The organism is bacterium, from assembly GCA_029210965.1.
Classification (GTDB): Bacteria; BMS3Abin14; BMS3Abin14; order BMS3Abin14; family BMS3Abin14; genus JALHUC01.
In genome coordinates this window covers 22,005-35,929 of sequence record JARGFZ010000007.1, presented here as the reverse complement: position 1 = coordinate 35,929, position 13,925 = coordinate 22,005, and the positions used below count along the sequence as shown (strand labels likewise).

Annotated in this window: 9 protein-coding genes; all 9 read right to left on the bottom strand. The window is 55.0% G+C overall.

Annotation, left to right across the window (positions count from 1 at the left end):
- Positions 1–39 precede the first annotated feature (39 nt).
- The 9 genes from P1S59_04675 to P1S59_04635 all read right to left on the bottom strand — a co-directional run bounded on the left by P1S59_04675 (position 40) and on the right by P1S59_04635 (position 13,912).
- Complete coding sequence (locus P1S59_04675) at positions 40–1,917, bottom strand: O-antigen ligase family protein (GenBank protein ID MDF1525547.1); 1,878 nt, start codon at positions 1,915–1,917, stop codon at positions 40–42.
- On the bottom strand, positions 1,914–3,713 hold the full coding sequence (locus P1S59_04670) for an O-antigen ligase family protein (protein ID MDF1525546.1): 1,800 nt from the start codon (positions 3,711–3,713) through the stop codon (positions 1,914–1,916). The genes P1S59_04675 and P1S59_04670 overlap by 4 nt, the downstream gene beginning before the upstream one ends.
- A gap of 82 nt (positions 3,714–3,795) precedes the next feature.
- Positions 3,796–4,215 (bottom strand): type II secretion system protein, encoded by a 420-nt coding sequence (locus tag P1S59_04665; GenBank protein ID MDF1525545.1) that lies wholly within the window; start codon positions 4,213–4,215, stop codon positions 3,796–3,798.
- Positions 4,216–4,429: 214 nt separating this feature from the next.
- Positions 4,430–5,824: a sigma-54 dependent transcriptional regulator gene (locus P1S59_04660; protein ID MDF1525544.1), complete on the bottom strand. Its 1,395-nt coding sequence runs from the start codon at positions 5,822–5,824 to the stop codon at positions 4,430–4,432.
- On the bottom strand, positions 5,821–7,494 hold the full coding sequence (locus P1S59_04655; protein MDF1525543.1) for an ATP-binding protein: 1,674 nt from the start codon (positions 7,492–7,494) through the stop codon (positions 5,821–5,823). The genes P1S59_04660 and P1S59_04655 overlap by 4 nt, the downstream gene beginning before the upstream one ends.
- Positions 7,495–7,502: 8 nt before the next feature.
- Positions 7,503–8,711 carry a type II secretion system F family protein gene (locus P1S59_04650; protein ID MDF1525542.1) on the bottom strand — a complete coding sequence of 403 codons (1,209 nt, stop codon included), beginning with the start codon at positions 8,709–8,711 and terminating at the stop codon, positions 7,503–7,505.
- Positions 8,712–8,777: 66 nt separating this feature from the next.
- A complete protein-coding gene (locus P1S59_04645; protein MDF1525541.1) occupies positions 8,778–9,905 on the bottom strand; it encodes a type IV pilus twitching motility protein PilT in 1,128 nt (375 codons plus the stop codon).
- Between the two features lie 276 nt (positions 9,906–10,181).
- Complete coding sequence (gene pilB, locus P1S59_04640) at positions 10,182–11,969, bottom strand: type IV-A pilus assembly ATPase PilB (protein MDF1525540.1); 1,788 nt, start codon at positions 11,967–11,969, stop codon at positions 10,182–10,184.
- A 233-nt stretch (positions 11,970–12,202) separates the two neighbouring features.
- Positions 12,203–13,912: a tetratricopeptide repeat protein gene (locus P1S59_04635; GenBank protein ID MDF1525539.1), complete on the bottom strand. Its 1,710-nt coding sequence runs from the start codon at positions 13,910–13,912 to the stop codon at positions 12,203–12,205.
- Positions 13,913–13,925: the final 13 nt, after the last annotated feature.

Genomic DNA, 13,925 nt, shown 5'->3' with positions numbered 1-13,925 from the left:
ACCCTGTCAAACTTGAAACCTGAAACATGAAACCCGAAACTATCTTAGTATTATCTCTTCATAATCGCCCTGGGGCCGATACCCTGCCCCCCTTTCCTTTGCCTTTGCCAGTTCGCTTTGGGCCCATGTTATCCGGCCGGGATCCAGTTTTGACAACCAGGATATCCTGGTCCGGTGGGCTTGAAGGTAGTTGGGTTCTTCACGCAGGGCATTATCCAGCAGGTCCAGAGCCCTTTCACGCTGTCCGAGGTCCCAATACACCTCAGCCATGTTCAGCAAGATGAGCGCGTTGTGCGGTTCAATAAGCGAAGCCTCCTTCAATTTCCCGGCAGCCGCGGCGAGTGCCCCGGCAGCCTTCATTTCACCCTGCCTGGCCGCTTTGATGTAGATGGCAGCTTGCAGTCTGGGGGGCACGGTGTCCAGACGGTTGAGGCTCTGGGCCCTGAGAATGGCGGCCAAAACCCGGCTCAACTCCTGCTCATCGGTGTTCTGGTCGCTCATCATCAGGCGGATCTGCGCCAGGTCCCTCGACGCGCCGGGGAGAAGGGGATTTATAAGTGTGGCAGCCTTCGTCGCCTTGAGCGCACCCGGCAGGTCGACGTCCATAAGTCTCTTGCCCTGGAACCAGAAGGCTCTCGATGCCAGATCCAGGTTGAGCCAGAGGGCAAAACAAAGGATCACCACACCTGTGGCGACAGGAATAAAGCGCCTTGGTCCATTACCAGACTCTACCGTTCGGTCAGTTTCAGGGGTTATCTGCGCGAGACACCAGGCCATGAGCACCATGAGGGAAAACACCTCAGTGATATCGTGGAAAAGGGCCTGGTAAAGGATGATACCCACCGCCAGGGCCGGTCCCGGTCTGCCTAGGTTGATCGAATGGAGCATCATTCGCAGCGTAATGAAAAGAAACAAGCCCAAGCCGATCACACCGATGACACCCCCCTCGGCCCAGCTCCTCAGGTATTCGTTGTGGGGTTTTCTGGCGATCCGGCCATAGCGCACCGGCAGTTCCTCAGTGGGAAAGGCGTAAACAGGGGCGTATTCGTAAAAAAGGTTGGGGCCCACACCGATCAAAGGGTGGTCCGCACCCATCCGGAGGGACGATCCCCATATCAGGAGCCTGGAAAAGGCGTGTGGGTCGGCCTTGTAGCCTTCGGTGACCCGGTGCCGGATCGTGCTGGGAAGAAGGATGATCATGGCAATCACCAGTATCGCCACCCAGCGCATGTGCCCTCTCCTGAAGATGAGATAACCCGCCCACAGCAGGATCATCCCCAGCCCGCCCGATCGCGATCCGATGAGCATGAGGCCGACGGAACCGAGCATCGCCGCCGACAACATAACAGCCGTTTCCCATTTCCGCTCTCGGGACGGCATGAGAGATCCCAGGGCCATGGCCAGACAGACCAGGAGAACGGTCGCTGTATAGTTGGGGTTGGGGAAAGGACCAGCAGGGGGACGCATCCCCAGAACCAGTGCCTGGACCGCGACCCAGGTCACCAGGATGCCGGTCCACACCAGGACCATGGCCATAACGGCCACCTTCCTTGGCCGCGACCAGAGAAGGTAGAAAAATACCGACGCAAGGGCCAGGTGGACCAGGAACAGGAAGCTGCTGTAGGGTACCGGAGTGCGGACGAGATGGCTAAGGGAGAGGCCCAACACTATGGCAAGCGGGATCCAGAAAGGGGCCTCAGGGATCTGGACACTTCCTCTGATCGATCCTTCCCGTATTACAGCCAGGAGCACACCCGCGACAAGAAGGACAAAGGGGCCCAGGAGCCACGGGACTTCACCCCAACTGATGAAGGGGATGAGAAGCACAGCGGAGCTCAGAGCGACATCAACCGCCCTCAAGGACTTTTCTGGCAGGAATGCGGTGGATTTTGCCAGCGGCTGGGCCGTACCGGTCATAGATCCATTCTCGAAAGGATCTCATCGGCAAGATCCCGGGCCTGTGGATCGAACATTGACATACGCCGCACCTCTTCAAGGAGCCTGTAGCTCTGGCCGGAATCTCCCAGGTTAAGGTACGCCCTCGCAAGATCGATCCTGATTCTCGGCGAGGTTTTATATCTCAAAAGAGCCGTTTCAAGTGGAGGGATGGAACCTTGCCATTTTCCAGCCGTCTGGGCCGCACGCCCTATTTCCCAGGATGGATAGGGACTGGCCCGCATGAGGGAGTCTGCCTTCCGGAAGAGTTCATTGGCCAGATCCGTCTCACCTGCTGCATATCGGGCACGACCTTCATCGAGGGCGAACCTCCCGTTCATGGGAAGCATGGCCCTTGCGTCTTTGTAAAGGTGAGCTCCCTCCTCAAACTCACCTTCCGCTACGGCCTTGCCGGCGCGAAAAGCGAGGGATTCACCCTGAAAAAAAACGAACACGGGCAGGACCATAACCAGGGCTACCGCGCCCATTGTAAGAGTGAAACCGTTATGGGATTCTGCTTTCCCGGTAATGGCACTCTTATCGTTAGCGCCAGCCAATCCCAGGGCGGCCCCGAGGACACACCATCCAAATAGCGCTGTCTCGGGTACAAAAAAATCCATGTCAAGCAGGCTATGTCCTAAAAAGGCCATGCTCCCGAAAACAAAGCCCGCATATCCCGGAGGAACCATCCGAACGCCCTTGACCCTGAAGAAGTCTACGATAGACTTAAGCCACAGGGACAGAAAAGCAACCAGAAATAATAGCCCGGGCAGTCCCCAGGAGATCCAGGTCCGCACCAGAAAGTTGTGAGGGTCAGCCACAGGCCTCACTCCCTCGGCCACAAAACCCATGAGGGCTCCTGGACTGGATCCTGAGCCCCAACCCAGAACCGGGTGGATAAGCGCCATTCGGATTCCTGCGGCCATGTACCCACCCCGCTGGAGGATTGAATTTTCAGGACCAGACAGGAAATTTTCCCCTCGAATGGCAAGAAGTCCAGCCGTTATCAGGACGACAACCCCACCGGCAAGAACCATCTCCCTGAGCTTAAACCTTCGCCGCACTAAAAGAACGCCCCCCGCCATGACCACAGCAACCATACTCCCACCGATGGATCCGGTAAGAACAAGGACCGCGCCCTGCGCCACCGTCAGAAAAGTGAAAAAAAGAAAGCGTCTCCTGTCGGAGGCGGTCAGAAGTAGATCCAGGGTTAAACAAACCCCAATGGCCAGAAATCCGGCCAACATATTTGGGTTGAGAAAACCAGCGAACACCCTGTTTTGGCTAACGATCTGGGCCAGGTCGACCACATCCTCGCCCGAAGTCTCCAAATGTCGAAGGGTTTCACGGATTTTCCCTAAGCCAAATACCCGCTGGTAAAAAGCGCTTGCAAGAACAGGGGTCACAATTAAACCAAGGACAGGGAGCGATCCGATCTCAAATTCCTTCTCTTTACGTATGAGCAGAAAAGTCATGAAAAAAACAGTAAGGTTTCCAAAAAAAGCAATTATCTCCCTCAATCCCTGCCCCGGGTCGGGCGCCCAGAAAAGAGTGATAAGAGACCAGAGCAGGAGGCTCCAGGGCAGGAGCAATACCGGGAAGTACCCTTCAGGGATATCTTTGGTCGCTAACGAAGAAAGCAAAAGCAGGGCAAGCCCCACAAGGACCGGGACCAGAAAAAGCCCCTGAGCAAAGGGGTAGGCACCACCCGCCATATGGGGTCTTAATACCAGCACGAATATAAGAAGTAAAACCGGAACACCCCGTCCTTTTACCATGGCAAAACCCCTGAAAAAAAAGGAAGGCGGCGGTATAGACCGCCGCCTTCCTTCAATTTACTCTCACGCTACCCGAAGGTGATTAGTGGGGATAGGCATTGGGCGTAATGCCCGAGGGGGATCCGTAAATCAGATCCGGGGCCCTGTTGTTCGCCGTCACTACGATATTGAAGCTCGTACCGTTAGGACTGGTATAAGAGAAGGTAGTCCACTTGGCGTCCGTGAGTTGGGTGGGAAGGTTCGCCTCAGGGAGGAGTCCTCCCGGCGTACTGAGGTCAGCGTAAGTGAGTGCGGTCGGATACCTGTTGGTGGGGGAATCGGCAGCGTAGGAGGCCAGCACCGAGCGCAGGACGTCCACGTTGGCCTTGGCAGTACCGAAGATCGCCTTGTCCTTCAGGTCAAGGAAGTTAGGGATGGCGATAGCCGCCAGGATGCCGATGATCGCCACAACGATCATCAGCTCGATCAGGGTGAAACCTTTTTGGGTACTTCTCATTTTCATTAACATTTTTTTCTCCTCCATTTTCAAGGGTTTGTTGGTTAAATGTTTTCTTGTCCCGGTATTTTGCATAGGCCGTGCCAAATCGAAAAAAATGCCAATAATTTCTTTACCAACTGTAAACCACTGTAATTATGTAATTTTTTTCGATTAAAGAAAAGCCCGGCAATTGAAACCGGGCTTTTCGGGTGACAAAAAGTGTCAGCAAGGTGTCCTCTTACGTCTCTTCATCGGCCCAACCGTATTTCTTGAGACGGTAGCGCAGGGACCGGAAAGATACTCCAAGGACCTCAGCGGCCTTTGTCCTGTTCCCCCCTGTCTGATCGATCGCTGATTCAATGAGCCGTCTCTCGTAATCTTCCAGAAGAGAATCGAGGTCCTGCCCTTCCCCCAGCGGCACTTCGGGGTAGCTCCTGCTGGCCTGCGCCCGCAGCACTTCATCTGGAAGAAGGTCCATTGTGAAGGAATCACCTTCCCCCAGGGCAACAGCCCTTTCCACGATGTTTTCCAGTTCCCGCACGTTCCCGGGGTAGCTGTACTCCACGAGGCGCTTCATGGTTTCGGGTGTGACTGAGGTAAAGGTCCTTCCCTGGCGATCCCCCAGACGACCCAGGAAATGCTCCACGAGCAGGGGAATATCTCCGCTGCGCTCCTTTAAGGGCGGGATCTGAATGTGGATAACGTTGATCCTGTAGTAAAGGTCCTCCCGAAACCTGCCAGCCTCAACCTCCCCGGCAAGATCACGGTTCGTGGCTACAATGATCCTTACATCAACATTGACGGGCGTTGTGCCGCCCACAGGGACCACCTCCCGCTCCTGAATTGCTCGAAGCAGCTTTACCTGGAGGCTGGTGGAGGTCTCCGTGATCTCGTCTAAAAACAGAGTCCCTCCCGTTGCGGTCTCGAACAGGCCGCGCCTGTCGGAATCGGCTCCTGTAAAGGAACCTTTACGATGGCCGAACAGTTCGCTCTCCAGAAGAGTCTCCACCAGGGCGCCGCAGTTCACCGAGACGAAGGGCCCCTTCCTTCCCCCGGCGTGGTGATGAAGCGCCCTCGCTATGAGCTCTTTACCCGTTCCGCTGTCACCGGAGACAACCACCGTGCTGTCCATGGGGCCGACCCTGCGGATTATCTCAAATATCCTCTGTATCCCCGTACTCTTACCCACAATGTTCTCGAACCCGAACTGCTGATCGAGAAGACGGTGGAGTTCAACGTTCTCCACAGCCAGTTTCCTGCGCTCCACGGCGGCGCTGATGCGGGCCTTGATCTCCTCTATGCGGAACGGCTTGGTAATATAGTCAACCGCGCCGAGCTTCATGGCTTCAACGGCCGAATCAGGAGAACCGTACGCGGTTATCATGAGGACAGGGATATCCTTTTCCAACTGGCTGACAGACTTCAGGAGATCCAGACCGGTGAGTCCCGGCATGTTGATATCGGTGATAATAAGATCGAAACCCTGGTCCTCAACAAGGCAAGCGAGGGCATCACCAGCCAGGGAATACCCCGCCACCTCATACCCCTCCCTGCCCAGAAAGATCTCAAGCATCTCCCTCATGGACCGCTCGTCATCCACGACCATGATCCGTCCCTTTTTGCTGCCTTTCATCGAACCCTCCAGGGAGCCAGGCGAACGGATACCGTCGTCCCCTGCCCCTCTTCCGAATGGATTTCCACAGTTCCTTTATGAATCTGCACCAACTGGTAAACGATGGCAAGTCCCAGCCCTGTACCGCTTACTTTGGAGGTGATGAACGGCTCGAAGATCCTGGGCAGGATCTCCTTTGGAATACCGGGACCCTTATCTGACACGGCGAGGATGCTGTCCCCTTCAGGGTTATTGCCAGACCTGGTGAGGGAAATGACAATATCACCTTTTCCGCCGATAGCCTCGGCGGAATTTTTCACCAGGTTCATGATGATCTGGTGTATCTGGGACATATCAACGGAGAGGATGGCCCTTTCCTCCGGCAGCATGGTTAAGAGGTTGAGTTCAGACTCCAAAGCGGTGTTACGGAGGAGCCTCACCGCGTCCTCGATGATCTCGCGCAGATCTACATCCTCGAAATGAGGGGCGGGCGGGCGGGCATAGGCAAGAAAGTCCCCCAACAGGACGTTGAGTCTTTCTGTCTCCTTCAGGATAATATTCATGAGCTTGAGATCTTCACCGTCCAGATCAAGGTCCTTTTTCAGCATCTGGATGGAACCGCTCATGGAAGCAAGGGGGTTTCGTATTTCGTGGGCAATACTTGCCGCCATCCGCCCTACGGCCGACAACTTCTCTGTGATTTGAAGTTTGTCTTCCATCTTCCTCAGCTCGGTAAGGTCCGTGAAGATCACCACATATCCAAGCTCAGGTTCCTGGAGGGGTGAGATGGAGAGGCCAAGAATCCGATCCTGCCCGCCCTCTTCGGTAAAGGAACCCTCCCATCTGTTAAGCCCACTGTAGGGGGCCTTTTCCAGGAGAGTTTCCATGGGAATGCCATGAAAAATCTGGGAGGTCGTCAAACCTTTTGCCGACGGCCACTCCAACCCGAGCATCCGGGCCGAAGCTGAGTTCATGGAGCGGATGATTCCCTTTTCATCAAGAACAACGATCCCGCTGGTCATACTCTCGAAAACAACGTCGCTCAGGGACTGAAGCTTTTCCAGATCCACCGTCTTCTCGCTGAGCTCTTCCCTGGCTGAGCGGTAACGGTATCCGATCTGGTGTCCCAGGAAAGCCACAGCGTAAAAGGCGACAATATGGAGGAATATCCTGCCGATAATATCCCACGGGTTCACCAGGAGAATATCTGTCAGCTCTCTGCTGTAGGGCGGCATGAGGATCCGGTAATACTGAAGGTCTACAATGCCGCCGTAGAGGATGGCAGAGAAGGATGCTGTCCAGTAACCGCCTCCCCTCAGGGACAGCGCGGCCCAGAGGATGGCAAAGAGATAGAGGAAGGGGAATGGACTGCTGTGTCCTCCGGTAAAGAACACAATGAGCGTGTAAAGGAAAAGGTCGGTCCCGACCTGGTAAACAGCGAAGAGGGGCAGGTTCCTGACCTGGTTGAAAATGGTGGCGAAAAAGATGGTCAGGAGGTAGACCGCGATGATGATCAGATAGATGGTGAAGAGGGGAGCGAAGAAAAGAACCTGGCTCCCCTTTAGCTGGATGAGCACCGTCACACTCAGCAGCACAGTGACGGTGGACACCCTGAAGATCATGAGGATCTTCAGAAAAAGTGGAAGTTCCAGTGTGGCTCGGGGACGGTGGCTCCCGGAAGCCGGTAACATAGATCCGGCTACCCGAGGGTGGCCATCTTGAAGATAGGCAGGTACATGGCGATGACCACAAACCCGATGGCGCCGCCCAAAAATACCATCATCACAGGTTCCATGAGAGAGGTGAGGGCCTCTACCGCCGTATCCACTTCGTCATCATAAAAATCCGCGATCTTGTTAAGCATAGCGTCCAGCGCACCGGTAGCCTCTCCTACGCTTATCATCTGCACGACCATGGGAGGAAAAACCCCCGTTTCCTCGAGAGGATCAGCGATGGTCTTACCCTCGCTGATGCTTGTCCTGGTGCTGAAAACAGCCTCTTCCACAACTTTATTGCCTGCTGTTTTGGCGCAGATCTCCAGGGCATCCAACAGGGGGACTCCGGAGGACAGCATGGTTCCCAGGGTTCGCGTGAACTTTGCAACTGACACCTTTCGGATAAGGGGTCCCATAACTGGCATCCTGAGGAAGATCCCGTCCATCCTCCTCTTGCCATTATCTGTGGCGTAGTAGGTTCTGAAAAGGAAACTGAATGCGAAAAAACCCCCGATGATGAAGAGTATCTTGTAGCTGGCCGCAAAGTTGCTCATGTCGATGACCATTTGCGTGATCGCTGGCAGCTCGCCACCCATGCCGGTAAACATATCGGCGAACTTGGGAATAACGAAGATCATGAGGATGGCAATGACCCCCACCGCGACGGTCAGGATGGTGATGGGGTAGACCATGGCCGATTTGACCTTCTTCTTCAGCTTCATGGCCTTTTCCATATAAGCGGCCAGCCGGTTCAGGATCGTGTCCAGGATACCGCCTGTCTCGCCGGCGGCCACCATATTGACGTACAGTTCATCAAACACTTTTGGATGTTTTCCCAGGGCCTCGGCGTAAGCGGCACCGGCCTCGACATCGTTCTGAACCGTTTCCAGGGTCTTGCCCAGGGTCTTGTTATCGGCCTGGCTGGAAAGAATCTCAAGACACTGGACCAGGGGCAGCCCGGCGTCGATCATGGTGGCGAACTGCCGGGTAAAGATGACGATGTCCCTGTCCTTTACCTTATCCGAGAACCCGGGAATGCTGATCTTGATCTCTTTGGGTTTGGCCTTGACCTTGGTTGGGTTCAGACCCTGCCTGCGAAGAGCAGCGTGTATGGCTTCCGCACTGGCAGCCTCCATGGTGCCTTTTTTCTTGTCTCCGGTACTGCTTGTGGCTTCCCAATTGAACTCAGGCATGGGTCTCCTCCCAGTTCACCACCAGGTTAACTTCATCGCTGGACATCCGATTGACCTCTCTTCTTATCATACAATATTGATCCCTGCCTGGGTCAACATCTGTCTCATCTCCTCGAGATTGGTCGTCCTGCCAAGCACCTCTTCTATAGGGATTGTCCCCTTGAGGTGCAGATCCAGGAGGGACTGATTCATGGTCTGCATCCCGTATTTGCTCTGCCCCACCTGCATGCTGGAGTAGATCTGGTGCACCTTGTCCTCACGGATGAGGTTGCGGATTGCCGCATTGGGAACCATGATCTCCAGGGCAAGGCATCGTCCGCCGCCCTTCTTGGGGATCAGGGTCTGGGACAGGACCCCCTCAAGGACAAAGGAAAGCTGGGCCCTGATCTGCGGCTGCTGGTAGGGCGGAAAAACGTCCAGGATCCTGTTGATCGTCTGGACACAGTTGTTTGTGTGAAGTGTCCCGAAGACAAGGTGCCCTGTCTCGGCAACGGAGAGAGCCGCTTCGATGGTCTCGAGGTCCCTCATCTCCCCGATGAGAACGATATCAGGGTCCTGGCGAAGGATGGATTTCAGAGCGCGCTTGAAGGTGGAGGTGTCCGCCCCCACCTCGCGCTGGTTGACCACACAGCTCTTGTGGGGGTGAAGGAATTCGATAGGATCTTCAATGGTAATGATGTGCTCGTGCCTCGTTCGGTTGATACTATCGATCATGGCCGCCAGGGTCGTGGACTTTCCGCTCCCGGTGGGGCCGGTGACAAGGATAAGTCCTTTGGGCCTTTTGTTCAGGTCCGCCACAACCTTGGGCAGTTTCAAACTTTCAAAGGTGAGGATCTCGAAGGGGATCGTCCTGATGGCAGCCCCCACGGAACCCCTCGTCTGGAAAACGTTGGCCCTAAAACGAGACAGCCCTTTAACGCCGAAGGAAAAATCCAGCTCCTTTTCTTCCTCGAAAATGTGTTTCTGGGCATCGGTAAGTAGACTGTAGGCTATCTTTTTGGTCTCGGGCGGAGTGAGGGTTGGAACGTTCAGAGGCCGGAGAGCGCCGTCGATCCTGAGCTGCGGGGGTGTACCCGGCGTGATGTGCAGATCGCTGGCCCCGTTATCCACCATGAATTTCAGGAGCTGGTGGATACCCGGTGATTTTTGCGAATCGTCAATCGCCTCGGTGCCGTTGGTGGTGGGTTCGTCCATGGATTAGTTTCTCCCCATATTTGCAGCATGCCTGAAAAACCAGTAACGCTGCAAAAGGTCTCAATTCTTTTTCACCACTCGTTCGTCACGTCAAGAATGTGACTTACTGGAGACATCACGCCGCTGGCGTGACAGGCTTCGGATACGGAGGGAACCAAATAGAGTGAGCTGGCTCTCATCACAATCTGCAGAAACCATGCCTTCCCCAGATCGAAGTTTTTCTCCGCCTGTCTCCATCAACTCCGTGGTAAAAACCATCGCATTAAAAAATCGGGATCAGTCCCCGAAGGTCACGCGGAGGATCTCCTCTATGGTAGTCATGCCTTCCTTGATCTTTTCCAGACCACTCATACGAAGGGATTTCATGCCCCCCTGGATGGCCGCTTCCTTGATCTCAAAAGTCGTACCGCCCTGGAGGATGATCTCCTTGACATGGTCGTTGACCACCATGACCTCGTAGAGAGCAATTCGTCCCTTGTACCCGGTGCCGCCGCAAGTGCTGCACCCTGCACCTTTGTAAACCGTGATACCCGAAGCCTCATCATCCTTGAATCCTACGTCAAGAAGAGCCTTGATGGGGACTTCAACAACCTCCTTACAGCTCTCACACACGCACCGCGCAAGGCGCTGGGCTACAACCATGATCACAGCAGATGCAACCAGAAAAGGTTCCACCCCCATGTTGAGGAGCCTGTTAATGGTAGCCGGCGCATCGTTGGTATGAAGGGTGGAAAGTACCATGTGTCCGGTGAGAGCGGCTTTGATCCCGATCTCGGCCGTCTCGTAGTCCCGGATCTCCCCCACAAGAATGATGTCCGGGTCCTGCCTCAGGAAGGAGCGCAGGGAGGCAGCAAAGTTGAGTCCTATCTCGTCGTGCATCTGAACCTGGTTGATGCCCATGAGGTTGAACTCCACCGGGTCCTCAGCAGTCATGATATTGACGTCGTCGGTGTTCAGCTCCGCAAGGGCGGAATACAGAGTGGTTGTCTTGCCGCTTCCCGTGGGACCTGTCACCAGAACCATCCCGAAGGGTTTGTGGATCGCTTCCTGGAAGTTTGCAAGGGCCTGCTGCTCGAAACCCAGTTTCGTCATATCCAGCTGGAGGTTGGCCTTGTCCAGGAGCCTCAGAACGATCTTCTCACCAAACAGGGTGGGGAGGACTGACACGCGAAAATCGATCTCGGCCCTTCTGCCCAGTTTCATCTTGATCCGCCCGTCCTGGGGAAGGCGCCGTTCGGCGATGTCCAGGCTGGACATGATCTTGATGCGGGAAATGACCGCATTACGGATCTTCAGGGGCAGGTTCATTACAGTTTTACAGACACCGTCCAGCCGATACCTGATACGCATAACCTTCTCGTAGGGCTCGACATGAACATCGCTCACCTTCAGTTTGTAGGCCCGGATAAGGATACCGTTGACGAGCTTGACGATGGGAGCGTCCACCTCCATGCTGAGGGGGTCGTCATCCATATCATCAATGACCTCCACATCGTCGGCCGCAGTCTGGACGAGGTCGTCAAACTCATCCACGTCTATCATGTCCCCTACTTCCATCTCTCCTTCGAAACCGCCTGTTTCCATATCATCCAGGGAATAGTCGCCGGCGGAGATATTCCCAGAGCTGCCCAGTCCGCCACCCTCGTAGTATTTGGCGATGGTTTCCTCGATGGCGGTTTCGGAGGCCACCACAGGCTCCACATTGTAGCCGGTCATAAACTTGATGTCGTCCAGGGCAAAAACGTTGGTGGGGTCGGCCATTGCCAGGGTCAGGGTTCCCCCTGTTCGGCTTATGGGGACAAGCTGGTACTTTTTGGCGGTTTTGCCAGGAATCAGTTTGATGATCCCCTTATCGATCTCGAACTCTACCAGGTTGATGGACGGGACTCCGTACTGTTTACTCAGGAAAGAGACGATCTCCGTCTCTTCGAGGATGTTCAGTTTAGCCAGGTTATAGCCCAGCCTGCCCCCTGACTTGCTCTGCTCCTCCAGAGCCTGTTTCAGCTGATCTTCGGAAATTATCTTGGCTTTGACAAGCATCTCGCCCAAACGCGCTGTTGCCATATCTCTTTACTCCTCTACGGCCAGATCCGCTTTTATTGTTGCGCATAGGCTATTTGCCGGAAGGCTTTTTGTCAAGGCTATCCACGTTGCCTGTGCACATTTGCCGAAAGGGACGCTGACAGCCTTCCGTGAACCTCTTCCGAAAAACTGTACCCGGAACCTGGCAAGATTCTCCAACAGGCTCTTGTTTGTGACGGGTTGTTCACCAAGAGATCCGCTGTTTGACTCGCTTTTCAATTCTCTCCATCGCCCTTCAGAAGAGAATTTTTAATGATCTCAGCCAGGGCCCGATCCTCTTTTTCGAGCATATGTTGGTGATCAATGGCCGCCTGCCGGTCCCCCGCTTTCAGATACGCCAGGGTCAGCCCCACATGCAACCTGAAATCACCGGGATCAACCTGCAGCCCCGCCCTGAAGACCGCAACGGACTTCCCAAACTCTCCCTTTTCCATGAGAAGGATACCAAGGTTGACATAACCGGGGATAAAATCCGGTTTGATCCTCAGCACCTGACGATAGGTTTCGACCGCCTCATCATAGCGTACCAAGCCAGAAAAGGCATTGCCCATATTAAACCAGGCCTGGAAATGGTTGGGGTCAATTTCGACTACCCGCTGGTAGGCCTTTATTGCATCGAGCTGCATACCCCGGTCAGAATAGGCGTTCCCCAGGTTGTAATGACCACCGGGCACCATAGGGGCAGTTCTTACGAACTCGCCGAACAGTGAAATCTCGTTCCTCCAGACTTCGCCCTGCTTCACCGAGCCAATCATCATCAGGGCAACCAGGAGTCCGATGCTGGCAATGAAGACCTTGCGGTTCTCAGCCAGTCCCGCTGCCAGGGCACCTGCCAGCAAACAGAACCCCACCGAAGGAAGATAGAGAAACCTTTCTGCCAGAAGAGCTCCGCCCCTTGCATCTACCGCGAGAACCGGTACGAGAAAAAGAACGACCCACACCACACCCTGGACCGTGCTGCTCTTTCCACCTCGCCAGAAATTGAACAGGGCCAGCGACAGGAACAAAGCTACTCCCAGGACAACTGACACAGTTATCTGCAGTTCAGCGGGACCGTAGAAGATCTTGAGGGGCCAGGGAAGAACGAGGAGTCGCAGATACATAAACAGCATCTGTCCGATGAGGGGCAGGCTGAAAGCACTTTCACCGGGTCCGACCTGTCCCGCTCTGGACTGGATCAGTCCCAGTTCAGCCCCGAACACCTGGAACCGTAATGCCAGAACACAGGCAATCACAGCCGCCCAGCCGAGGATCCATCGACGGTTCCGGAGCCACCATCCGGACGGCCCGGTTGGCCTTAATCCGGGAGTCGCCGCCTCCCATACCAGAAGAACGGCAGGGAGCATGAACGCAACCTCCTTGGAAAGGCAGGCCATGAAAAACGCGGAGAAGCTCATGAACCGGTCGAAGGAAGGGGTTGTGGAAAAGCCCTTTCGCTCCCTGACCCACATGACGACCGCCAGGAGAACAAAAAAGGCAGCCCACAGATCGGTGCGTCCCGATACAAAGGACACCGATCCCGAGTGGACCGGATGGACTGCAAATATCATCGCCCCTACAGCAGCGGCGACCCGGACGTTTAGCAGCCGCAGCAGGAAAAAGACCAGAAGCGTATTAAGGGCATGGAGGACGATATTCGTCAGGTGGTAAATATATGGGAAGTAACCGGTTAGCATGGAATCGAACCACAGACTCACGACGCATACAGGCCTGTAGTATCCGGATACGTAGCCATCTTTGATGTGGGTCGCGAACTGGGAAGTCACCAGGGCCGGCAGGCCCCCCTCCTGGACAATGTGATCTACATACTTTAGGACCGTCACGTCGTCCCAAACGAGGTCATGGGTCAGGGTCCCGGCATAGGCCATGATGGAAAGGATCACTGCCGCGGCGATGATAAGTATATCTTTAACCTTTCCCGGCACCCTTTCTCCTCAA

Coding starts and splice junctions, on each gene's coding strand:
- P1S59_04650 (MDF1525542.1), bottom strand. CDS start 8,711: ATGCCTGAGTTCAATTGGGAAGCCACAAGCAGTACCGGAGACAAGAAA.
- P1S59_04670 (MDF1525546.1), bottom strand. CDS start 3,713: ATGGTAAAAGGACGGGGTGTTCCGGTTTTACTTCTTATATTCGTGCTG.
- P1S59_04675 (MDF1525547.1), bottom strand. CDS start 1,917: ATGACCGGTACGGCCCAGCCGCTGGCAAAATCCACCGCATTCCTGCCA.
- pilB (MDF1525540.1), bottom strand. CDS start 11,969: ATGGCAACAGCGCGTTTGGGCGAGATGCTTGTCAAAGCCAAGATAATT.
- P1S59_04660 (MDF1525544.1), bottom strand. CDS start 5,824: ATGAAAGGCAGCAAAAAGGGACGGATCATGGTCGTGGATGACGAGCGG.
- P1S59_04645 (MDF1525541.1), bottom strand. CDS start 9,905: ATGGACGAACCCACCACCAACGGCACCGAGGCGATTGACGATTCGCAA.
- P1S59_04655 (MDF1525543.1), bottom strand. CDS start 7,494: ATGTTACCGGCTTCCGGGAGCCACCGTCCCCGAGCCACACTGGAACTT.
- P1S59_04665 (MDF1525545.1), bottom strand. CDS start 4,215: ATGAAAATGAGAAGTACCCAAAAAGGTTTCACCCTGATCGAGCTGATG.